The following is a 24,134-nucleotide window of genomic DNA, read 5'->3' as shown; positions in this document are numbered from 1 at the left end:
ATCCTTAACGAGTGGTAAGATAAGAGTAAAGAGGAAATTGATTCGTTATATCTTTTACCTTTTTCTCAACAGCCATTTCAACGGCATGATTATCTTCATCACTTTTTGCACTCCGAAGACCATCAAGAACTTCTGAAATCAGATGACCAACTTGAATAAACTCTTTTTCTAAAAAACCACGCGTCGTGGCAGCAGGTGATCCCAAACGAATTCCCGATGTTATAGATGGCGTTTCAGAATCAAAAGGAATGCCATTTTTATTGCAGGTAATATGAGCGCGTCCCAAAGCCAATTCAGCACGTTTACCTGTTAGATTTTTGGAACGTAAATCAACCAACAACAAATGATTATCTGTACCACCAGAAACAATATTAAAACCATTACCCTGTAATGTTTTTGCTAAAGTTTTCGCATTAGCGACAACATTGGCACTGTAACTCTTGAAAGAGGGACGCAAAGCCTCCTCAAACGCAACAGCCTTTGCGGCAATCACATGCATTAAAGGACCACCTTGAAGACCAGGAAAAATTGCAGAATTAATTTTTCTGGATAAAGCCTCATCATTTGTCAATATTAAACCACCCCGGGGACCTCGAAGCGATTTATGTGTTGTTGTTGTTACAATATGCGCATGTGGAACAGGTGAAGGATGCACGCCACCAGCAACAAGACCAGCAATATGAGACATATCAACGAGTAAATGAGCACCGATTTCATCTGCAATTTCACGGAATCTTTCCCAATCCCATAGCCGTGGATAAGATGAGCCCCCTGCTATAATAAGTTTTGGCTTACGTTCTTTTGCAAGCTGCTCAACCTCATCCATATCAATAATCTGATCTTCTTGACGCACACCATAGGAAACAACATCAAACCATTTTCCTGACATATTAACAGGTGAACCATGCGTAAGGTGACCTCCAGCATTTAAATCCAACCCCATAAATGTGTCACCAGGCTGAAGTAAAGCTAAAAAGACAGCTTGATTCATTTGGCTACCAGAATTAGGCTGTACATTCGCAAACGCAGCACCGAAAAGCTGTTTTGCCCTTTCAATAGCTAAATCTTCAACGACATCAACAAATTGACACCCACCATAGTAGCGCTTTCTTGGATAACCTTCTGCATACTTATTGGTTAAAACAGACCCCTGCGCTTCAAGGACCGCTCTTGAAACAATATTCTCTGAAGCAATAAGCTCAATTTCATGTTGTTGACGCTCAAACTCCCCTCTAATTGCGTCAAAAATTGCACCATCAACAGTTTGTAAATTATCATTAAAAAAGCGCTTTTGTGCGTCATTTTCTTGCTGAGTCATAAAACACATTCCTAACATAAAAAAAATAAAGTCAAGGAACGATAACACAGCAAACCATGCAAACCAAACATTTTAAACTACTTACACTCAAAAATAATGAGGCAAATATTTATCTTATTCTTTGTTATAAAAACAGCGAAAAACTTTCCTCTCGAGAATAGTAAAAAATGAGATTACATTTCTTTTTTTACACTCTTATTTGTTTACACCTTTTACAAAAAATATCTATAATCTAAAGAAATTCAATAATTTAATGATTAAAAATAATTTATAATGTGAAAAGCTGAATATAATAGGCAAAGTTAATACGAAGGCAAATAAGAATGCTAACCAAAGTTTTTATTGATGGTGAACATGGCACAACCGGACTACAAATACAAAAACGCTTAGAAAGGCGTACAGATTTAAAACTACTCTCTCTTGCTCATAAAGATCGCCATAATGTTCATCTGCGACAAGACTATCTTAATCAAGCCGATATTGCTATTTTGTGTCTTCCAGATGATGCTGCACGCGAAACAGTTCATTGGCTTCAAAAAAATAAAAACATTAGGATTATTGATAGCTCGACAGCCCACCGTGTTGCACCAGACTGGGTTTACGGTTTTCCTGAAATGACAGCAGGACAAAGAAAGCGCATCCAAGCAGCACATTATATAACCAATCCCGGATGCTATCCTACCGGTGCCATTAGTTTGATTCGCCCACTCCGTGAAGCAGGACTGCTAGACGCCGATTATCCCATCTCGATTAATGCAATCTCCGGCTATACCGGTGGTGGAAAACAGTTGATTTTACAAATGGAAAATCAATCTCAACAAAATATTCAGGACAATTATTTTATCTATGGTCTTAATCTTGAACACAAACATGTGCCAGAAATTAAAATCTATGGACAAATCAATCAACCCCCAGTTTTTATACCAAGTGTGGGTCGTTTTCCCCAAGGAATGATTGTGAATCTTCCTCTGCATCGCCATTTATTCACAAAATCAGCAAACTGTTCTGATTTGCGCGAAATTCTCGCAAACCATTACGATGGACAAAATACCATTTTAGTTGCATCACAAGAAGAAACTGCTTCACTTCAAAGACTTAATCCAGAGTGTTTAGCCAATAAAGATGGTATGAAACTGTTCGTATTTGGAAATGATCGTGAAGGTATTTTTAATCTCAGCGCCATATTCGATAATTTAGGAAAAGGCGCATCAGCTGCAGCTATCCAAAACCTCGATTTAATGCTTTCAAGCGACTAAACCTCCCTACCCACAAACTTTTATTCAACAACGCGATAAGCCCCTTTTGTTGCTCGCCAATGTGCAACAACAAAACACAACACGACTAATGCCATACTTTGATGAATGAGCCCCAAACTTATCGGAACCTCATGTAACAGTGTTAAGATACCCAAGACTGCTTGGATAATAATCATAACACAGATAAGAAATGCACGACGAGAATGAGTTGAATGTGGAGCATTTTTTTGTACATAGAAAGCATGAATAGCCGAGGCAATCAATAAAAAATAAGCAAAAAATCGATGAATAAATTGAACCATTAAGGAATTTTCGAATAAATTGAGCCAAACAGGACGATGCTGCAACAATCCATCAGGAATAATCTGCCCATCCATAAGGGGCCATGTATTATAGACTTTTCCAGCATGAAGCCCTGCAACCAAAGCTCCGAAATAAATCTCTATCAAGACGAGAATAACAAGCCATGCCGCAAAATATTGCACCTTTTTATTTGCTGGTTTTTCTGAATATTCTGCAAGCCCTCGAGATAAATAAGTAACAAAAACAATAACAAAACATGCCGTTATAAGATGAAATGCCAAACGATATTGGCTCACACTTGTTAAATTACTTTGCCCAATCCCTGAAGCAACCATCCACCAACCAATAAAGCCTTGAAAGGCGATAAGAATAGGTACAACAATAAGCGGGAGTAAGATATTTTTTTCAACACGCTTAGTCGCCCAAAACCAAATGAGCCCCAATAAAGCGACAAGACCAACAAGACGCCCAAGAACACGATGCGCCCATTCCCACCAAAAAATGACCTTAAAAGCACTTAAAGTCATATCAGGATTAAGCAGCTTATACTGTGCTATCTGTTGATATTTTAAAAATTCCTCTTGCCATTGATCCACACCAATCGGTGGAATAACGCCATGTATTGGCTTCCATTCCGTTATAGATAATCCTGATCCCGTCAAACGAGTAGCGCCACCCACTAAGACAATTGCCAAACAAAGCAATAAAATAGAGTAAAGCCACACCTGTATTTGTTTTCTATTTTTCTTTTGCACAGGTGTTAAAATGCTATTGTTTAATCTCTTTACTGCCATCTCTGATTGCCCCACGCTTCTCTCCAACTAAAATGCATTTTTAAAATTTAAACATTAACTCTTTGTCTATTTTAGTATGTACTACAACTTTAGCAAAAAACAAGCGTACCACTATAACATGCGATACATATTTCTTTTTTACGAAGCTTATGATGCAATAATGCGATAAACAGTCTTTGGAAAGCTGTCTACCATACGCATCATCCATTCTTGTTTATTAAGAACAGTATTACAAATATAATAGTCTGTTAGCTCTGCAAATTGCTCAAACCCATATTTGGGTTCGCTTGCCATCTCTAGGATGATAAAATCATATTCTTTTTTAAATTCTTGTAATATATGAAAAATATCATTTGAAAAATCTTGTGCTGAAATAGCACTTGTTAACCCCTGAGGAAGAATATCAACCCCCGTATCATAATCACGGTAAATAACATCATGCAACTTGGCATTGCCCGTTAAAATATCACTCAGTCCGCGATGTGGGCCTATGACTTTCTCTATTTGTTGACCAGAAATATCGACCAACAAAATTGTTTTGTTCTCTTTTGTGAGATGAAGTGAAAGCTTTGCCGCTGTCCGTGCAGCTTCTGGTCCAATGATTGAAATAATGGTTGAAGCACGCCATTTCAAAACATCAGATAATCCCTCTATCGTAATAAAAGCTTCAAAATTTTTCATTTCTTGAGAGACTAAAATACTCTCATTCTTCTTAAGATCATTTTCTTTTGATCTCAAATCCTCTTCTGAGATTTGGTCTTTTTTCCTTTTAAAGCACGGATAGAATAACAATATTCCTAGCAAAAGAGTAAGGAAACTGGCCAATGCACTCACAAGAATATTTTTTCCATAAAGAGCCATAAAAGAAATTGGTGCTAACGTTGTTGGCGTGACCACGTAGATATTTGTATTTTGTAAGAGAAGAGGATCATCACTCAATCTCCGATATGAATCAATAATTTTTTCTCTTCGTTGAGCAGACTTGCTCATCGCTTCATTTTGGGCATCGACTGCTACTTTTATTTTATTTTCAAACTCGTTAAATATTTCATTCAAAGATTGGGATTGATCTTTTACAAAAAAGTTCATTCTTTTTTTGAGCTGTTTTTCTAATTCCGTTGCAATAACCTCATCTGAATGAACTTGATAAACGATTTGTAAAATTTTATTTTTTAATTGATGAGAAACTGTCTCTAATTCTGCAGTCATCGCTTTAATTTGAGGATGTGTCCACCCTAATTGCACAGCCATATGTGCTCTTTGTGTTTCCAAGAGATCACGTTTAGATTCCAGAGCAGCAATTGCTGAATTGCCTGCAATAAACGATAAAGACAGTAAAGACTGCCCATTTTCACGCATCATGTTAATCGTTGAATTCAAACTTGTTAAATGAATACGCTTTAAAGTTGCTTGCGTTAATTGCATCGAAAGATCATGAAGCTCTGTTTGTTTTACACCACGCTGAATAAAAGAATCAATAGATTTACAAAATTCCTGCACGATATTAAGGATTGCAATATTATCATATTGTTTGTCTTCTAATTTATCATTTAACAAGAATTGTTTCTGTTTTATGATTGCTTGTGAAAATGCGGAAAACCAAGTTTCCAACCCACGTTGAGCTGCTTCAAGTGTCTCGGCTTCAAAAGTAAGATCGATAAAATCACCATGACGCGATAAACGGATATTTTCATGATTTTTTTTCTTATAAGAAGCACTTAAAGAAAAATTCGAATCATTGAAGAACATAGGCTGTGAAAACAAAAAGGCGATAACATTGTCTTTCTTTTTAATTGGTAATGGCTTTCCTACAGAATCAGATAATGAAAATGTTAAAGTTGCTTGGTAACCACGAGGCTGGACAAAATAATACAACCAAATCAAAGATACACATAGCATTTGTAATAGCAAAACAATCAAAATGCTTCGCCATACGGTACGTACGAATAGTCTTTTATTACATGTAAGACTCATCTTTATTTTAACCAGCAAAATACTTCTTCATATTGTTTTATTAAGAGAAAGTAGTAACTATCCTCTTAACTTGCTGTCATATTATTTTGAGCTAATAAAAATATAAAATTTAAGAACAAATGTTCAAAAATAGCTTTAAAGAACTTAATTCATATTTTTTTTGAGGCTCTCTAGTTGTTTTTTTGCTTCAGAAGTAACAACCGCTCTAATGGTAATAGACCCATCATCATGCCCTTCTTGCACTATTTCCGCAGAGTTTTCATAAAACCAATCAATAAGCGACATTTCATGAGGTTGTAAAAGATATTCAATGCTTTGCACCTCTCCAAAAATTCGCTTTTCAATGGCTCTTAATAATTGATCGAGTCCATCCCCCTTAAGTGCTGATACCATGAGAGCAGGATTTAATCGCGTCTTTGCGCTTGTTTGTAAAACATTCAATGCTTGCTCATCTAACATATCAATCTTATTCCAAACTTCTATGATATGCTCCATATCATCAATATCGATATCAAGACTTGAAAGCACTTCTAAAACATCTTGGGCATGTGCTCGATGATCAAGATCTGACATATCTCTTATATGAAGAATGAGATCCGCTTCAACCACTTCTTCAAGGGTTGCTCTAAAAGCTGCAATCAAATTCGTTGGCAAGTTAGAAATAAACCCTACAGTATCAGACAAAAGAACAGTTTTTCCATGGGGAAGCACAACTTTGCGCAAAGTCGGGTCAAGCGTTGCAAATAACATATTCTTTGCTAAAACATCTGCACCGCTTAAACGGTTAAAGAGAGTTGACTTTCCTGTATTCGTATATCCTACCAGTGCCACAACAGGATAAGATGTTTTTTTCCTTTTTGCTCTATGAAGTGCACGTGTTTTAATAACCGTTTGCAATTCGCGGCGAATACGAATAATTTTTTCTTGTAAAAGACGCCTATCTGCTTCAATTTGCGTCTCACCAGGTCCACCTAGGAAGCCACGCCCCCCCCGTTGCCTTTCCAAGTGCGTCCAACTCCGCACAAGCCTCCCTTTTTGATAGGACAAGTGCGCTAACTCTACTTGCAAAACTCCTTCTTTTGTTCGTGCACGGTCCCCAAAAATTTCAAGAATCAAAGCCGTTCTATCGATAACTTTGCAATTCCACAATTTTTCTAAATTACGCTGCTGTACTGGCGTTAAAAAGTGATCTACAATCGCAAGCTCAATAGAATATTCATCTATATAACAGGTTAACGCATCTACTTTACCTTTTCCAAAGAGAGTCGCAGAGCGAGGCGTTGCAATATTAATCGTTTCATAATTAACAACTTCTAACCTTATAGCACGCGCTAACCCCAATGATTCTTTAACACGAGAAGATATAGAACACTCTCTCAAAGAGCTTTCACTTCTATTTTCTTGAAAAATCGGTATCAAAACAAGTGCGCGCACCTGTCCTGTATTCTGCGAAAATACCCCTCCTAATCTCTCATTTTCATTTATCATAGCAATCTAAGTACTTTTAAATGGGATAAGAGGTCTATCTTAAAATGATATGTTTACTCAGGACTTTCACCCTCAAACATCTGTACAGGCTGTCCAGGCATAATCGTAGAAATAGCATGCTTATAAACCAATTGCGCGTGTCCATCTCGGCGCAAAAGAACACAAAAATTATCAAATGAAGTTACAATACCCGTGAGTTTAACGCCATTGACAAGAAAAATTGTAAGGGAAATTTTTTGCTTACGCACCGTATTTAAAAACACATCTTGCAGGTGTTGTGATCGCTCTGCCATTATTCTTACACCTTTATCTAGATTGCATAAAATATTCGTGCATGCATATCGACTGAAAAATATCCAATTGTCAACGTAGAAGCTTAAAAATTCAGCAACAAACAACTGAAATTAGAGAAAAAACAGCTCTTTAAGACAATAATAAAGTACAACTTACGAAAAGCTATATTAAATTAAAAATTTTTCCACGTTTACTTTTTTATGAGCTTACAATTCAAAGGCATACTTTTATACATCCTAAGCTATTACAGACTATACGTGATGATGAATCTGCTTCGTTTAGAATCAATAAAAGTAAGCGGACAACAACATTTATTAACGATTATCGATATTAAAGAGAGACATTCGCACCTTACTGTATATATAACCGCTATTAAATTGTCCTTATTTCAAAGACTGCCGGCTTATAAAGCTTTCTATAAACACAAGTTGTAAACAGTATTTTTGTTTTAGTTAGATTTAAATAATAAATTGTTTTTACTATATTTTATAACATTTTTAAACAGGGTACAAGAAACCGCGTTAACTTTATCTTGATAAGTTTTTAAAATTTTTCCCTAAGCATATTCCTTTCTAAATAATTAACAGCTAGTATGTAGAAATTATGTGGAAGAGGACGTATCCCTTTTCCGGCTGTAAGAGTACGAGGCGAGTATGGCACGCAGAACAAAATTGCAAACATTTGAAGTTGAAGTTGAAGAAGCCCTCACAAAAGCTATGAACTTTGATTTCGATGACACAGGATTTGAAACGATATCATCCAATAATTCTGAAAATGTTGTTAATGTCGATGATCTGATTCAAAAAATTGCAATGGCAGAAGAAGAATTTTTTGCTGAAAACGGTACGTCAACTTTTGTTTCTAATATTCATGATGAAGCTGTTGTTGATAAATCCGTTGTTGAACAGCTTTTTGCTCCAAAACCTTCACCTGATATTTCAGGTGGAACTGTTCATAATACATTATTGCCTACAAAACTTCTTCCTGCAAATGATGATATAACAACCCCTGTAAATTTTGGACCATTCAAGCAGCGTTCTTCCTCTCGAGTCTACTGGTATACAACAGCGCTTAGTGCTTTATGGGCAACGGGAGGAGCTTTTATTGCGCATAAACTCGCACCTACCGGACTCAGCTCCTTATCCAATATCAGCACTTTTGTTACATCCCCAACAGGACTTGCTGTAGCAGCCGGAACAGCAATTCCTATCCTTATATCTTGGGGCGTTGCTCAATTAACAAAACGTTCAAACGACTTGCATAATATTGCGCTTCTTATGACCAATGCTGCACAGCGCCTTAGTGAACCACAACATCTATCTGAAAAACAAGCTATTGCTATAGGGCAAACCATTCGTGAAGAAGTAGCGGCAATGAACGAAGGTATTGAACGTACCCTCGGACGTGCTGTTGAACTTGAAGCAATCATACAAGGTGAAGTTCACAATCTAGAACAAGCCTATGCTGAGAATGAATCACGCATTCACACATTAATCAAAGAATTGAGTAATGAACGCATAGCCATTTTGAATCACGCAGATCGCGTACAATCAACAATTAAAGGAACCCAAGAACAACTGAGTGATGAATTTGGTTTGGTTACCTCTAACATTGTGACCAATGTTGAAAAGCTTGCACAAACCCTTTCTCAAACTTTACAAAAACAAGGTGAAGACCTTGTTGAAAAACTTTCCTATGCCGGTGATGGCGTAACAAATCAACTTGTTGAAAAATTTAACAAAACAACAACACAAATTCAGCAGAAAAACACGGAATTTTTTCATGAATTAGGAAAAAACTTTGATGGTTTTGCAAAACGATTTGATCATAATGAAAAACAAATAGAAAAAACCTTTAATGAAACAGCTGAAAAAGCGGAAGTACATGTTGCTAAAATTGCAACACATATACAAGCAGTAACAGATCAAACTTTGCACGCTGTCGATGAAAAGTTTAAAGCCTTGGATAAAGCTCTTATTGATCGTAATAATCAATCTCTACAGAATTTTGATGAGAAGATCTTAAAGCTCGACGACCAAGCACATAAACTCTCTTCTAAATTTGATAACGTAACCTCGCAAGCAATTGGAGCCTTTGAACAACGTTTAGCAACTGTTGATCTTTCTCTTAAAGAACATAGTGATTCCATCATTGATTCCTTTATAGAACGCAGTCAGGCTTTAGAGGATAATGCTGAAAAACTTGGTAACTTCTTGGAAGCTCATGTCTTGAAAATAAATGAGAACCTCCAAGAAAAAACAGCAGACATTACCCATGCATTTACAAATGGACGTGAAGCTATTCTTTCTGCAATTGATAAAAGTAAGGAAAGTCTGAGAGAAGAAATTCAATATGTCGACAATGCCATTGTTGATATCATACAAGAACGTTCACAAGATTTTAAAGTACAACTTTCTGATCAACGAGCTCTTATGGCAGACATGCTCGATAACGAGAAAAATAAAATTGCGGATACATTAAGAAATCAAATTGATGTTTTGTCCCAAAATACTTCTCATATTGAAAAAGTTTTGGCTGATAATGTTCAAGTCGTTGATAAACAAGCTGAAAATCATATTACAAACATCATTCAATGCACTGAAAAGTTACAAGATGTCATTGTACAAAGTTGTAATACAACCCAAGATGCTTTAGAAGCACAAGCGAGAAATATTGATATCCGTGCCGATGCTCTGCGCGATTCTTTAGCGATTAATAGTTTTTCTCTCAATGAAGTTCTTGCCGATCAAGCACGCACACTTGAACAACGCATGGAAACAATCCATAATCTCATTGCAAAAAGTGATATACGTGTCGATGTTGCATTGAAACAACAAATAGATTTAGTTGAGAGTGCAATTGTCGCCAATAATAAAAACATTACTGAAACGGTTCAAGATCATATCAAAAACCTTGAAAGCCATGCCGAAATTTTAAAGAATACTCTCTCTCAATCGAGTGGTGTTTTCTTTGAAACCCTTGAAACACGTATGGAATCATTCGATACAGATCTAGAAGATCGTGCACACAAAATTTTTGAACGGACAACAACGCTAGAGGAAACATTATCTGAAAAATTTAGCCAAATCTGTGAAGCCATTGATATGCAAACATCTGTTATTGAGGAACGTTCTGACACATTAAAAACGTCTCTCATGATTAGTAATGAGCAAAGTCAGATAATTCAACAAGCGCTGGAAAGCAGTGTTGACAATATGCGTGTAACCTTAGAAGACTCTGTTAATACAGTGACAGATAACCTGCATAATAAGATTATAAAAGCTTCTGATATTCTTTCTTCTACGAGTGAACAAATTCTTTCATCTGTTACAAATGTTACTGCACAAGCAGAAAATATTCTCTCAGAATCAGGCAATCGCATTGTATCAAATGTCAAAAAAACTGTTTATGATACCAGTGAAAAAGTTCTGTCAGTTCTGTCTGAACAAACAGCGCATACTGTCGAAGCTTTCGCAACAGCCAGCCATAATGCACAAGCATTATTGAATGAAACTATTCACACATCAACAACAGCAATAGAACAAGTTCTTAATGAACGCTGTGATGTTCTTCATCACTCTATGCAAAATCTTAAAAATAATTTAGGATATCAGCTCTCTGATGTAACGAGCCGTCTGGAAGATGCTGGAAATCAAACAACAACACAAATTTCACAACATGTTGGAAAAATAACAGAGCTTACAAATCACTTAAATCAAGCAGCGCAAAATACGACAGAATCAATTGATTCTTTAACACAGCATATCGGTGAACAACTCTCTCTTTCCACACAAGATGCTGAACAAAGAATTTATGCACATAATGAATCTTTAGTGAATAGCTTAACCAAAGCTAACTCTGAAACACTTCAAACAATAACGATTATGAAGGAAGAGCTTGTTAATAATGTCTCATCCATCTTAACACAGTTGAATCAATCAATTTACAATTTTCAGGAAAATAGTAATGTTTTATTATCGGCTGTTCAAAATATTGATGGGCAGTTTAATGAGAGTACGAATAATTTTTTCCGCAACACGGACCAAGTAGCAGAGCGTTTGTCAGCTTCAAATCAAGCGCTCAATACTAATGTTGAAATTCTGCAAGGACTTTCAAAGAGTACCTTTGAACAAATTAATCATATAACGAGCAGTTTTGGTGAACATGCAAAGACACTTTCCCAAACTATTCATGTTCTTGAACAGTCTGAAAATTCACTTAGTGCAACACTTGAAGAAAAACATAATACGCTTTCTGTATTAAGTGATGCTCTTGTTTCAAAGTCTCATGAAATTAATCAAATGATTGGGCATTATGAAAAAATCTTCAACTTAGCACTTGAACGCTCTGATAAGAATGCGCGTAACTCCACAAATTCATTCCAACAATCACTTAATAAGCTTGTTAGTGAAGCATCAACGCGTTTTTCAGAAGCAGCAGAAGATATACGTCGCTCCGCTGATGAAGTTCGTTTAGAGCTTTCAAAGATTAATAATGATATCAATGAAAATGTAAAAAAACTTCCAGAAAAAACAAAAGAAACAACGCAAACAATTCGCACAGCTTTGAATGAACAGATTACAGCGTTACAAGATTTAGTCAGTGTTATACAAAATGATCAAAAGAGCGCACAAAAACAGCTAATGTCAGCATTTCCTACATCATCAATGTTTAATCAAAAAAGTGACAGTTCCACTGAGTCTGTTAAAAAGATTGTGCCACCTAAGCCTATTTTGCAACAAGATCAAAGCAAAAAAAGACCAAATAAATGGGTATCAAATCTCTTAGAAAGAGCTTCACGTGAAGAAACATTTTATGATGCTCCCCCTAGTGATGATGTTTTAACATCAGTGCAAACAAAACCATCTCCTGCAAACTGCTCTCTTAATTCATTAGCTTCTGGTATAGTGCAAGCTATTAATCACAATGCCATTGTTGAGCTATGGGATCATTATCAACGTGGACAAAAAAACATCGTAACAGAACGCCTTTATACCTTAAATGGACAAAAAATATTTGAAATGATTAAGAAAAAATATATGAGCGATTTTGGGTTTAAACGTTCAGTGAATCAATATGTTACAGATTTCGAAAAGCTCTTACGTGATATATCGCGCAGTTCTGGCTCTTCCAACTCAGTTCGCAAGTACTTGATATCAGATACCGGAAAAGTTTATACTATGCTTGCTCATGCAAGTGGTCGAATCCAATAACAAATAAGAAAGTGGAAAAAGATATTTTTTCCACTTTCTCTCTCCAGTTGTTTTAATGGCTCATCATAGAATGCTTTTTTTTTCAACTGTAGCTTTGTACTTCAAAGGTTGGGATAATTGGCATGCGGTTTTCTTTGATATCCTAAGCAATAACCCTAAAGAAGCGTAATGGCTTATCAAACAACGTATCATTCCAAGAATGATAAAGCATGTTTTCTATTTCCTTATCTTTTTCTTAACTCCTTTATTTTTCATAGTTTCATAAAGGTACAAAATCGGTAATAATTATTTTTATTAATTGTGAAAAAAATTCATGCTTTTGTATTAAAATAGCTCATAGAAACACTTCTATTTATTTTTTTAATGTTTTTTATCCACATATTACTCTCGTTTGAATTATGTAAGTAAATATTTTTTATTATATTAGATGAATTTGAGCTAAAAGAATCTTATTGTATTCAAATTTCTCATTCAACATACGAGATGATTCATTATAAATTATAAAGTTTGCATTATTAAGAGTTCAATGGAATAATAAACAAAACAACTCCCATTTTTAAAGTTCCAATTTCCTTTTAAATAGCTGCAAAAATAATTTATAAATTGCAAATTGTTATTTAAAATTTCTTCTACCTCCCTATAGAAATTTAAATAAAGAAGATGAAGTTAATAGAAAACACTCTTCTTTTCTTTCCTTAAGTTGTAAGCATTGCAAAAAAAATAATGGCTTGGTAATGTAATTATTAGTAATATTTTATTTGTTTGTAGACTAATCAATTTTTACGGGTTTTATTAAGGAAAGAAAAAACTAATCGTGCTGCTATCAATGAAATTATTCATGCACACAAACAAAAAGAATCATCAAACTGGTTTTACGATCCAGAAGAATTTTCTCATACTCATGCATTTTGATATTCAGAGAAATGAGGATTTATTAGTGGACAAAACCTTATCGTAGATGGAACATCTCATATACACATACGCTAACTTGGATATCATAAAAATGTCTAGAGAACGAAATAGTGATTTCAGTTCACCAAAAGCTGAACTTGACAGTGCCGCACTTTTTTATCACCAGTACCCTAAACCTGGAAAATTGGAAATACAAGCAACAAAACCTCTTGATAACCAACGTGATTTAGCTCTTGCTTATTCTCCAGGTGTTGCTGCACCATGTCTTGCAATTCATGAAGATCCTAATCTTGCTGCTCAATATACCTCCCGTTCTAATTTAGTCGCTGTTATATCCAATGGAACTGCTGTTCTTGGTTTAGGAAATATTGGCCCTCTTGCTTCAAAGCCAGTTATGGAAGGTAAAGCCGTTTTATTCAAAAAATTTGCGAATATTGATGTCTTTGATATTGAAATTGATGCATCCGATATAGAACAAATGGTACAAACGGTATCGACTTTAGAACCTACATTTGGTGGTATTAATCTTGAAGACATTAAGGCTCCTGAATGTTTTGACATCGAAGAAAAGCTTCGTGCTAAAATGAAAATTCCAGTTTTTCATGATGACCAACATGGAACTGCCATTATTGTTTCTGCCGCTGTATTAAATGCCTTAAATCTTTCAGGAAAAAAAATTGAAAATGCAAAAATAGTTACCTCAGGTGCAGGTGCTGCTGCCCTCGCTTGCCTTAATCTTTTGGTTCGTCTTGGGGCAAAAGTTGAAAATATTTGGCTTAGTGACTTAGAGGGTGTTGTTTATGAAGGTCGCAAGACCCTTATGGATCGTTGGAAAATCAATTACGCACAAAAAACGGACGCACGAACTTTATCTGATATTATTGATGATGCGGATATTTTTCTAGGCCTATCTGCAGGTGGTGTTTTAAAGCCTGAATATCTTAAAAGAATGGCTCAAAATCCACTCATTTTAGCACTGGCTAATCCAGTACCAGAAATTATGCCTGAAGAAGCACGCTCTATCCGACCAGATGCAATGATCTGCACAGGACGCTCTGATTATCCCAATCAAGTTAATAATGTCCTTTGTTTTCCCTATATCTTCCGTGGTGCATTAGACGTAGGTGCTAGTGCAATTAATGAAGAAATGAAAATGGCCGCTGTTCATGCGATTGCTGCCCTTGCACGTGAAGAAACTTCAGATGTTGTAGCACGTGCATACTCAAAAGAACCACCCAATTTTGGACCAGACTATCTAATCCCCTCTCCTTTTGATCCGCGTTTAATACTGCGTATTGCCCCCGCTGTTGCTAAAGCAGCAATGACAACTGGTGTCGCCATTCGTCCCATTGAAGATATGGAGGCCTACTATGATATCCTCAATCGATTTGTCTTTCTTTCTGGTTTAACAATGAAACCTGTTTTTGCTGCAGCAAAAACAGCAAAACGTAAACGCGTCATCTATGCCAATGGTGAAGATGAACGCGTCCTTCGTGCGGCACAAGTTGTCATTGAAGAACAAACAGCAACGCCCCTCCTTATCGGCCGTCCACATGTCGTAGAAGCAAGATTAAAACGCTTTGGTTTAAGAATTCGTCCCGGTATAGATTTTGAATTAACAAACCCTGAAGATGATCCACGTTTTCGTGATTATGTTAATTTATTTTTTCATTATACAGGAAGGCGTGGTGTTACGCCTGAAATGGCAAAAACAGTAGTGAGAACATCAACAACGGCTATTGCTGCCCTTGCCGTTATGCGTGAAGAAGCAGATGCAATGATTTGCGGCTTAGAAGGACGCTTTGAACGTCAACTTGAATTGATTGAACAAATTATCGGTCTTGATCCTCATGTTCACCGTTTTTCTGCTATGAGTTTGCTTATCTCTCAACAACGTACTCTTTTCCTTACAGATACTTACGTCAATGAAAATCCTTCTGCAGAAGAAATCGCTGAAATGACTGTGTTGGCAGCTCAAGAAGTTGAAGCATTTGGAATAACACCAAAAGCAGCCTTATTATCACACTCAAACTTTGGTTCTAAAAACACAGAAAGTGCGCGTAAAATGCGACGTGCAACAGAAATTCTTGCCAAATTACACCCTGATTTAGAAGCAGATGGTGAAATGCATGCTGATGCTGCCCTTTCCAAAGTTTTTCGTGATCGTGTTTTTCCTAATTCTCGTCTTAAAAGTGAAGCTAATTTGCTTGTCTTTCCAACACTTGATTCAGCCAATATCACGCTCAACACTGTTAAAAGCCTCACAAATGCACTCCATGTTGGTCCTATTCTAATCGGGGCAGCACGTCCCGCCCATATCTTAACACCTTCAGTAACTTCCCGGGGAGTTGTTAATATAACAGCCCTTGCTGTCCTTGCTGCCAATAGAAAAAATAGTCTCGTAAAATAAATGCGTAATAAAATTTCAAAGTTTTTTAAATATTGAGATATAGTATTTCATGTACTGTAAACCTCTTTTCTCTATAGATAAAGACAGCTATATTCTGGATTAAGTCTTTTTTTTAAAGAGAAAAAAGGCTAGAAGAACAATATTAAATGTATTTTGAATTTACTAACTCTATAATAAGGAATCCGTACATTGCCTTCCACGTTTGATAAAGTTGCTGATATCATTGCAGAAATCAGTGAAATTGATCGCAATACAATTACACCTGAGAGTCATACAATTGACGATTTAGGAATCGACAGTCTTGATTTTCTTGATATTGTTTTCGCTATTGATAAAGCTTTTGGAATAAAAGTCCCTCTAGAACAATGGACACAAGAAGTCAACGAAGGTACCGTTGCAACAGAAGAATACTTTGTTCTTAAAAACCTTTGTGCAAAAATTGATGATCTCGTTGCCTTAAAACAGGCGGAGTAGTTTTTTCGCCATGCATGATCAATCTGTATTCATCACTGGTATAGGTCTCATAAGCTCTCTGGGGGAAGGAACTGATCAACATTGGAATCTCTTAAATGATCCAATCCGTACACCAAACCTAGATTATACAACTTTTTCACCTTACACGGTTCATAAATTGCCCGAAATTGATTGGAGTTTACAAATTCCTAAAAAAAGTGATCAACGGCAAATGGGAACATGGCAGCGTCTTGGTACCTATGCGGCTGGTCTTGCTCTTGATGATGCCGGCATGAAAAATAATGAACAACTCACTTCAACAATGGATATGATCGTAGCGGCAAGTGGGGGAGAACGTGATATTACTGTTGATACACAGATTCTTTCTAAAGCGCGCGCTGTTGCCGATCATGCTTCTATGTTAAATGTTGCTCTTTCAACTGAACTTCGTCCAACATTATTTTTGGCACAACTTTCAAACCTTTTGGCAGGAAACATTTCAATTGTTCATAAAGTCACTGGATCATCTCGTACATTTATGGGAGAAGAAGGCAGTGGTCTTTCTGCACTTCAAATTGCTGTAGCTCGTATTAAATCAGGTCAAAGTACCCATGCTCTTGTAGGAAGTTCCTATAATGCACAAAGTTATGATATGTTGTTGGCGCATGAGCTTGGTGGTCTTTTAACCCATAATGGATGGAGCCCAGTGTGGGATCGTGGAATCTATCCAGGCGGCGGTGTCATAGCAGGTTCTGGTGGGATCTTCCTAGTTATTGAAAGTGGAGAACATGCCAAAAAACGCAACGCACGTGCTTATGCTGAAATTAGCCAAATTATTACAGACCAAACAGATAGAACCAAAATTCCACTTAGAGATTCAATTGCAACAATGTTAAAAACTGCGGGCGCTAAATCTGCCTTAGCCATTTCAGCAGCCTCAGGAGCTCACGAAGCAACAAAAGCAGAACAAAATGCTCTTGATAATGCTGATCTATCTTACCGTGGCATTACAACATTATTTGGTTATATGCGGGAAGCACAATTTCCTCTAGCTCTAGCTCTTGCAGCACTTTCAATTGAAAAAAAACGCGGTTTTCCAGCGTTAAGTCCTCATGAAAAAACTTTTTCTAAAGAAGTACGTGAAATATTTGTTACAACGATTGGTATAAAAAGAGCTGAAGGTATTGTGCGTCTTACTGCTGTTTGAAGGGGAATTTCTATAGTGAAATATCATGATCATTTTGGGCGTCCACTTGTAGCAATAACTGGTGCAGGCATTGTCACATCACTGGGACAAGGGAAACATGAAAATTGGCAAAAATTAACAAGCGGTGTAAGTGGTATCCACAAAATAACACGTTTTCCCGTTGAGGGATTAAATACATATATTGCTGGAACAATTGATTTTCTTAAAGAAAGTACACTTGGTGCTTCAGCTCTCTCTGAGAAGCTTGCACATCTTTCTGCTGAAGAAGCTTTAGAACAAGCTGCTATTGATAAAAAAAACTTTAATGGACCACTCTTTCTAGCTGCTCCTCCTGTTGAACTTGAATGGAAAGCACGTTTTAGTCTTGATCAAGAGGAAGAATTCAATAATGAGCCTTCTTATGCACATCTTCTTAAAGTCTGTAAAGATAAACTCCATGAGACGCTTTTTGAATCCACACAATTTGGTGCAATTGCAGAAAAACTTCAAAAAACATTTGGCACAAAAGGACTTCCTGTTACACTTTCCACTGCCTGTGCATCTGGTGCAACAGCAATTCAATTAGGTGTTGAGTCTATTAGACGGAGAGAGACAAATAGAGCTCTCATAATTGCGACAGATGGATCAGTTTCAGCAGAATCTCTTATTCGTTTTTCGCTACTATCTGCTCTTTCAACTCAGAATGAGCCTCCAGAAAAAGCAGCAAAACCCTTTAGCCGTGATCGGGATGGTTTTGTTATGGCAGAAGGCTCAGGCGCTCTTGTTCTTGAATCTCTTCAAAGCGCATTAAACCGTAATGCTACAGTTTTAGGAATTTTAGCTGGCTGTGGAGAAACCGCCGATGACTTTCACCGTACACGTTCAAAACCCGATGCATCACCAGCAATTGAATCCGTTCGCAAAGCTTTAGACGATGCAAAAATAACCATCAATGAAATTGACTATATTAATGCCCACGGAACTTCAACACCTGAAAATGAAAAAATGGAATATCTTGCATTATCAACAGTATTCGGTGATCTTTTAGAGCATATTCCTGTCTCTTCTAATAAATCAATGATTGGGCATACATTAACTGCTGCTGGTGCAATAGAAGCGGTTTTTTCGCTTTTAACCATTCAATCGGGAATACTTCCACCAACAATAAATTATGATAATCCTGACCCTACTATCCCCTTAGATGTTGTTCCTCATCATAGCCGTAAGGCCTGTGTCAATGCGGTTTTGTCAAACTCATTTGGATTTGGTGGTCAAAATATGAGTCTTGTTATCACTGCATATAAAGGATAATCCTGTAATAATAAAATTTTATAACGCTAACCAATAATATATTTAAGGGGGATGATAATGCGTGCACTGCAACTCTTCGATGATCGTCGGCTTGAAATCACCAATATTTCCCCGCCATCTTCACCTAGTATAGGTGAAGTAACTGTGCGGATAAAAGCCGTTGCTCTTAATCATATTGATGTATGGGGATGGCGTGGCATGGCTTTTGCGAAAAGAAAAATGCCACTCATCATTGGTGCAGAAGCCTCTGGTGAGGTTATACAAATAGGAGATGGCGTTGAACATCTCCAACTTGGACAGATTGTCTCAATTTATGGTGCACAAACCTGCGGAGTATGCCAAGCTTGTCATGAAGGACGGGATAATCTTTGCAGTAATGTAAAGGGAGTCTATGGTTTTCACCTTGATGGATTTGCGTGTGAGCTTGTCAATTTGCCAGCACGTTTATTAGTTCCATCACCTCCCCAATGTGATGAATTGCAAGCAGCAGTTGCTCCAATTACTTTTGGTACCGTAGAACATATGCTTTTCGATAACGCAAAACTACAAGCAGGAGAAACAATCCTGGTACAGGCTGGTGGCTCAGGTATTGGTTCTGCAGCCATTCAACTTGCAAAACACATGGGCTGTACAGTTATCACAACTGTAGGTTCAGATGAAAAAATTGCAAAAGCGCACTCTCTTGGGGCAGATCATGTGATTAATTATCGTAAAGATCGTTTTGAAGGTGTAGTGCGTAAATTAACCCAAAAAAAAGGTGTTGACGTTGTTTTTGAGCATGTTGGTGTCGATACATGGAACGGTTCTCTGTTATGTATGAAAAAAGGAGCACGCTTAGTGACTTGCGGTTCTACCTCTGGTGTTTCAGCACCAATAAATCTCATGCAACTATTCCAGCAACAGCTTAAAATATTCGGTTCATTTGGCTGCCGTATGGAAAATATGAAAAATGCCATGCAAAAAATGGCACAAAAAGCCGTACACCCTGTCATTGATACAATTGTTGGGCTGGATGAAATTGATACAGCTTTAAAACGAATGGAGAGTCGTGATGTTTTTGGTAAAATTATCCTTAAAATCGATTAAATCATGATGAAGCTTTCTCTTAAAAATCTCATATATCGTATTAAAATTATAGCTAAAAAAATATCCTACTTGTTATGGGCATATCTACTCTTTGGTTCTTTATTTATTCTAAAATGTTTTCCAGCCAAAATGGGAATTTCTTTTTTTGCTTGGTTAGCAAAAAAAATTGGTCCCCTTGTACATCGTCATCAAATCACACTTGCAAACCTTAGGAGTGCATATCCAGAAAAAACAGAGCAAGAACTCCGTGCGATTGCAATAGAAATGTGGGAAAATATAGGACGTTTCCTAGCCGAATATATTTTTCTTGATAAAATTTTTGATTTTGATCCTCATGCAGACGAGCCAGGTTTCATTGAGGTTAAAGGCATTGAAATATTTGAGCGATTAAAAAATGAAAAAAAACCACATATTTTTTTCACCGCACATACTGGCAATTTTGAACTTCTGCCTATTTGTGCACAAAGTTTTGATCTTAATGTTACGGTATTATTTAGACCACCCAATAATCCCTATGTTGCCAAACGAATCCTTAAAGCACGACAAACTTCTATGGGACATCTTGTTCCCTCCAAGGCCGGTGCCGCATGGGCATTAGCAGCCAAATTAGAAGAAGGTGAAAATGTTGGTATGCTCGTTGATCAAAAATTTCGCCGCGGTATCATGGGAACATTTTTTAACAGACCTCTTAAAACAAACCCCTTAATTATAAAACTTGCTCGACAATATGACTGTGATATTTATCCAGCACGTTGTATTCGTTTGCCTAGAGGACGTCATCGTTTAGAGTTATATGAACATGTAGAACTTCCACGTGATGAAAAAAATGATATCGATATAGCTGCTTCTACGCAAAAATTAAATGATATTGTTGAATCTTGGGTCCGTGAATATCCTGGACAATGGATGTGGTTACATAGACGTTGGGACATCTAACATAAGCTCTATTGCTTACAAAGGAAGTGCAAAATGTTAGCCTCAAAAGATATCAAAGATCTCACTGCAATTATCACTGCATTACGAAACTCTGATAATGGTTGTATCTGGCATAAAAAACAAACTTTTGAATCCCTCATACCCTATATGCTCGAAGAAGTTTACGAAGTCATCGATGCCATTGAACGAAAGAATCGAAAGGATCTCTGTGAAGAACTTGGGGATCTTCTTTTACAAGTTGTCTATCATGCTACCATAGCACAAGAAGAAGGCAGCTTTACTTTTGAAGATGTTGTTTATGCAATCACGGAAAAAATGATTCGACGCCATCCTCATGTTTTTGGAAATACCGAGCAAAAAAAACGAGGATTTATAAAAGAGGAGTGGGAATATATAAAAAAAAGAGAACAGGTTGAACAAAAAAGAATGTGCGAAGAAAAAAACAACAATTCCTCCATAGGCATACTCGCAACAGTAAAACAAATCCAGCCAGCAAACCAAGAGGCACTTGCTTTACAAGAAGCAGCAGCTAAAGTAGGTTTTGATTGGCAAAAAAGTGATAAAGTTTTTGAAAAAATAGAAGAAGAACTCGAAGAGCTCAAAGAAGCCATCAAAAATAAACAAAACTCAGAGATAGAAGCAGAGTTTGGAGATCTCTACTTTATACTTCTTAATCTCGCGCGCCACTTAGCGATTGATTCACAAAAAGCATTAAAAAAAACGAATATAAAATTTCGAAATCGTTTCGCCTATATTGAAGAAAAGCTATCCACTCAATCTAAAACACTCACTGACGCATCCTTGAATGAAATGGAAGCACTTTGGAAGCAAGCTAAAAATGAACGATAAAAAATAGTAGATTTCTTCTACCTAAAAGAACAAGCCCCTCTAAAATTACTTAATTATAATTTAGCTCAGCTCAATTTGTTTTATATTGATCCTGCGTAGCAGGACGAAGTTCCACCGATTCGCCACACCCGCATGCTGAAACTTGATTAGGATTTTTAAAGACAAAACCAGACCGCAGCGTTGTCACTTCATAATCCATCTGCGTCCCTAATAAAAATAATACCGCATCATGTGCTACAAAAACACGGGCACCATTCACTTCAACAACATCCGCATCTATCCCGTTTTCTTTGACAAGAGTAATTGTATACTCCATCCCTGCACAGCCACCTTTTTTGATACCAACAAGAATACCCTGTGCATCTTTTGCATCCATAATCGCTTTAACACGATCCACTGCTGCTTGCGTCAAATTTATTACCGAAAAACGGCTCATCCTTTACTCTTTTCTTAGTTCAATAGACACTTTGAAAGTTTTTCCTCTATAATATTTTATCTGATATTTTAGAAAAAAAACAACAAAACATAAATTAAAGCATTCTGATCTTGTTTATTTGGATAAAAATACATACCCGTAAAATGAGATTTGTGATTATACAATCCAGAACTTACAATTTTTTATCCATATAAAATGAAAATACCTCGTCTATAAAACTCTAAAAAACGAAAACTTTTCAAAACCATACATTCACTCCTCTTCTTTTGAAAATCTTTATCTTTTTAGAAAAGTAACGATTAGGTAAGAAAAAAATATACCTTCAGCACTCATTTGCTCCAATTCATACCTCTACACCAATCTTACCCCCCTCCTCACAATCTCAAAAGTAATTAAATTGCATACATCTATTAACTATAGAGCTAAAAATTTAATGATCACAAAGAATTTTACAAATTCGTTATTTATCTTGAATTAACAACAAAATATTGATGTCCAAAATTTTTACTTTCAAAAGCTCTAAGTGCAAGAGCATTTTAGATTTTATTCTGTTTATTTTTTCTCTTGCCTTTAAAGAAACAGTCATTTAATCGTTTTACACGAACTCGGAGCGTAGCGCAGCTTGGTAGCGCACTTGACTGGGGGTCAAGGGGTCGTGGGTTCAAATCCCGCCGCTCCGACCATTTTTAAAATGCTATAAAATAAGCTTACTTAAAAAGTGAATTATTATGCATTTCAATTGCACACACATGAACTTTTTCTTCAACGTAGAATAATGTGCAATGATATTTTATCATAAATTCGAGATAAGCTGTTTTATTAAAATGCGCTTCGTTCTTAGATAACACATTGATTTATAATGATAATATAGCGTTATTCATATTGAATTAGAATCCCGAATAACGTAAGATTCTCTCATTTCAAATCTGTTTATCTTGAATCAACTAAAACCACTCATTTGTACATAACAAGTGGGATGAGTGTATGGATAAAATTTGTATAAGAAAGGACTAAAAATGGCTCTTATGAACCGTCTTAATGCAAGGGCTGTCGCAACATTGGGAGCTGGCAAATATAATGATGGTGCCGGCTTGTTACTTCATAAGCGTAAAGATGGAGGTGCTCAATGGATTTACCGTTTTACCATTCATGGGCGGCGCCGTGAAATGGGCTTGGGTGCCTTGAGAGATGTCTCTTTAAAACAAGCCCGTGAATTGGCAACTGGGTGGCGTTCTGTTCTTCGTGAAGGTCGTGACCCCATTAAAGAACGCAATAAACAAAAGCGTGAGGCAATACGTAATCTCCATTATTTAAAAGATATCGCGTTGGATGCTTTTGAAAGCCGTAAAGCTGAACTAAAAGGAGATGGTAAAGATGGGCGTTGGTTTTTACCCTTAAAACTCCATATTCTCCCCAAATTAGGTTGCCTCCCCGTTTCAGAGATTACACAAACAGAGATACGCAATACCCTTGCTCCCATTTGGCATACAAAAGCAGCAACAGCTGATAAAGCTCTTACCCGCCTTAATATTTGTCTTAAACATGCGGCTGCCTTAGGATTGGATGTTGATTTACAAGCAACAGAAAAAGCACGCGCTCTCTTAGGTAAACAACGCCATAAAACGCAAAATTTTCCAGCTATGGATTGGAGAGATGTCCCTGCCTTTTATAAAACACTTTGCGAAGCATCAACCTTAACACAACTGGCTTTGCGTTTGCTTATTCTGACAGGCGTTCGTACCAACCCTTTGTGTCATATTCATAAAGACCAAGTTGATGGCGATATCTGGACAATCCCTGCTGAAAATATGAAAGGTCGACGTGATACTACAGAAGAGTTTCGCGTGCCTCTATCATCAGAAGCATTAGAAATCTTAAAACAAGCGCGCTTGCTTTCTCGCAATGATTTCTTCTT

At 36.7% G+C, this 24,134-nt stretch carries 16 protein-coding genes and 1 tRNA gene; 11 read left to right on the top strand and 6 right to left on the bottom strand.

All coding sequences use genetic code 11. The features are described 5' to 3' along the window. Positions 1-4: 4 nt before the first annotated feature. The gene (gene glyA, locus ACFINR_RS07155; protein ID WP_375611569.1) at positions 5-1,318 is read right to left on the bottom strand and encodes a serine hydroxymethyltransferase; all 1,314 of its coding nucleotides are present in this window, start codon (positions 1,316-1,318) and stop codon (positions 5-7) included. Positions 1,319-1,641: 323 nt separating this feature from the next. Between glyA and argC the strand changes: the two genes are divergently transcribed. Further along, on the top strand, positions 1,642-2,574 hold the full coding sequence (gene argC / locus ACFINR_RS07150) for an N-acetyl-gamma-glutamyl-phosphate reductase (protein WP_375613064.1): 933 nt from the start codon (positions 1,642-1,644) through the stop codon (positions 2,572-2,574). Between the two features lie 20 nt (positions 2,575-2,594). On the opposite strand, the gene ACFINR_RS07145 is transcribed toward argC, so the two are convergent. The 4 genes from ACFINR_RS07145 to hfq form a co-directional block, all read right to left on the bottom strand. Then, positions 2,595-3,671, bottom strand: coding sequence for a COX15/CtaA family protein (locus ACFINR_RS07145; protein WP_375653698.1), 1,077 nt, complete (start codon positions 3,669-3,671; stop codon positions 2,595-2,597). Between the two features lie 147 nt (positions 3,672-3,818). Then, positions 3,819-5,645, bottom strand: a complete 1,827-nt coding sequence (locus ACFINR_RS07140; RefSeq protein WP_375653695.1) for a hypothetical protein — start codon at positions 5,643-5,645, stop codon at positions 3,819-3,821. A gap of 144 nt (positions 5,646-5,789) precedes the next feature. Continuing rightward, the gene (gene hflX, locus ACFINR_RS07135) at positions 5,790-7,133 is read right to left on the bottom strand and encodes a GTPase HflX (protein ID WP_375629395.1); all 1,344 of its coding nucleotides are present in this window, start codon (positions 7,131-7,133) and stop codon (positions 5,790-5,792) included. A gap of 53 nt (positions 7,134-7,186) precedes the next feature. Further along, positions 7,187-7,426, bottom strand: a complete 240-nt coding sequence (hfq, locus tag ACFINR_RS07130) for an RNA chaperone Hfq (protein ID WP_005773461.1) — start codon at positions 7,424-7,426, stop codon at positions 7,187-7,189. Positions 7,427-8,080: 654 nt separating this feature from the next. Between hfq and ACFINR_RS07125 the strand changes: the two genes are divergently transcribed. The 8 genes from ACFINR_RS07125 (at position 8,081) to mazG (ending at position 21,783) form a co-directional block, all read left to right on the top strand. Continuing rightward, entirely contained in the window at positions 8,081-12,640 is a 4,560-nt protein-coding gene (locus ACFINR_RS07125; RefSeq protein WP_375632194.1) for a hypothetical protein, read from the top strand. 1,003 nt (positions 12,641-13,643) lie between these two features. Continuing rightward, the gene (locus ACFINR_RS07120; protein ID WP_375611563.1) at positions 13,644-15,962 is read left to right on the top strand and encodes an NADP-dependent malic enzyme; all 2,319 of its coding nucleotides are present in this window, start codon (positions 13,644-13,646) and stop codon (positions 15,960-15,962) included. A gap of 189 nt (positions 15,963-16,151) precedes the next feature. Further along, positions 16,152-16,436 carry an acyl carrier protein gene (locus tag ACFINR_RS07115; protein ID WP_005773457.1) on the top strand — a complete coding sequence of 95 codons (285 nt, stop codon included), beginning with the start codon at positions 16,152-16,154 and terminating at the stop codon, positions 16,434-16,436. Between the two features lie 10 nt (positions 16,437-16,446). Continuing rightward, the gene (locus ACFINR_RS07110; RefSeq protein ID WP_375653691.1) at positions 16,447-17,622 is read left to right on the top strand and encodes a beta-ketoacyl-ACP synthase; all 1,176 of its coding nucleotides are present in this window, start codon (positions 16,447-16,449) and stop codon (positions 17,620-17,622) included. 15 nt (positions 17,623-17,637) lie between these two features. Continuing rightward, the gene (locus tag ACFINR_RS07105) at positions 17,638-18,912 is read left to right on the top strand and encodes a beta-ketoacyl-ACP synthase (RefSeq protein ID WP_375653687.1); all 1,275 of its coding nucleotides are present in this window, start codon (positions 17,638-17,640) and stop codon (positions 18,910-18,912) included. A gap of 57 nt (positions 18,913-18,969) precedes the next feature. Next, a complete protein-coding gene (locus tag ACFINR_RS07100) occupies positions 18,970-19,998 on the top strand; it encodes a zinc-binding dehydrogenase (RefSeq protein ID WP_375613072.1) in 1,029 nt (342 codons plus the stop codon). Between the two features lie 6 nt (positions 19,999-20,004). After that, positions 20,005-20,934 carry a lipid A biosynthesis lauroyl acyltransferase gene (locus ACFINR_RS07095; protein WP_375632258.1) on the top strand — a complete coding sequence of 310 codons (930 nt, stop codon included), beginning with the start codon at positions 20,005-20,007 and terminating at the stop codon, positions 20,932-20,934. 33 nt (positions 20,935-20,967) lie between these two features. Then, on the top strand, positions 20,968-21,783 hold the full coding sequence (gene mazG / locus ACFINR_RS07090; RefSeq protein ID WP_375653684.1) for a nucleoside triphosphate pyrophosphohydrolase: 816 nt from the start codon (positions 20,968-20,970) through the stop codon (positions 21,781-21,783). Positions 21,784-21,853: 70 nt separating this feature from the next. Here mazG and ACFINR_RS07085 read toward each other — a convergent pair whose 3' ends face one another. After that, entirely contained in the window at positions 21,854-22,219 is a 366-nt protein-coding gene (locus ACFINR_RS07085; RefSeq protein WP_375632191.1) for an iron-sulfur cluster assembly accessory protein, read from the bottom strand. Between the two features lie 606 nt (positions 22,220-22,825). On the opposite strand from ACFINR_RS07085, the gene ACFINR_RS07080 reads away from it, so the two are divergent. Then, a tRNA-Pro gene (locus tag ACFINR_RS07080) sits at positions 22,826-22,902 on the top strand. Between the two features lie 333 nt (positions 22,903-23,235). Further along, a partial coding sequence (locus ACFINR_RS07075; protein ID WP_375653680.1) for a tyrosine-type recombinase/integrase occupies positions 23,236-24,134 on the top strand: 899 nt, incomplete at its 3' end.

It is taken from the genome of Bartonella sp. AP19HLJMH (assembly GCF_042196245.1).
Taxonomy (GTDB): domain Bacteria; phylum Pseudomonadota; class Alphaproteobacteria; order Rhizobiales; family Rhizobiaceae; genus Bartonella.
Note: the sequence above shows the minus strand (reverse complement) of the source record. Positions and strands in the feature narration are given on the sequence as shown.

Excerpts from the sequence above, each read along its gene's own strand:
- glyA (WP_375611569.1), bottom strand. The coding sequence starts at position 1,318 with ATGACTCAGCAAGAAAATGACGCACAAAAGCGCTTTTTTAATGATAAT.
- argC (WP_375613064.1), top strand. The coding sequence starts at position 1,642 with ATGCTAACCAAAGTTTTTATTGATGGTGAACATGGCACAACCGGACTA.
- ACFINR_RS07145 (WP_375653698.1), bottom strand. The coding sequence starts at position 3,671 with ATGGCAGTAAAGAGATTAAACAATAGCATTTTAACACCTGTGCAAAAG.
- ACFINR_RS07140 (WP_375653695.1), bottom strand. The coding sequence starts at position 5,645 with ATGAGTCTTACATGTAATAAAAGACTATTCGTACGTACCGTATGGCGA.
- hflX (WP_375629395.1), bottom strand. The coding sequence starts at position 7,133 with ATGATAAATGAAAATGAGAGATTAGGAGGGGTATTTTCGCAGAATACA.
- hfq (WP_005773461.1), bottom strand. The coding sequence starts at position 7,426 with ATGGCAGAGCGATCACAACACCTGCAAGATGTGTTTTTAAATACGGTG.
- ACFINR_RS07125 (WP_375632194.1), top strand. The coding sequence starts at position 8,081 with ATGGCACGCAGAACAAAATTGCAAACATTTGAAGTTGAAGTTGAAGAA.
- ACFINR_RS07120 (WP_375611563.1), top strand. The coding sequence starts at position 13,644 with ATGTCTAGAGAACGAAATAGTGATTTCAGTTCACCAAAAGCTGAACTT.
- ACFINR_RS07110 (WP_375653691.1), top strand. The coding sequence starts at position 16,447 with ATGCATGATCAATCTGTATTCATCACTGGTATAGGTCTCATAAGCTCT.
- ACFINR_RS07100 (WP_375613072.1), top strand. The coding sequence starts at position 18,970 with ATGCGTGCACTGCAACTCTTCGATGATCGTCGGCTTGAAATCACCAAT.
- ACFINR_RS07095 (WP_375632258.1), top strand. The coding sequence starts at position 20,005 with ATGAAGCTTTCTCTTAAAAATCTCATATATCGTATTAAAATTATAGCT.
- mazG (WP_375653684.1), top strand. The coding sequence starts at position 20,968 with ATGTTAGCCTCAAAAGATATCAAAGATCTCACTGCAATTATCACTGCA.
- ACFINR_RS07085 (WP_375632191.1), bottom strand. The coding sequence starts at position 22,219 with ATGAGCCGTTTTTCGGTAATAAATTTGACGCAAGCAGCAGTGGATCGT.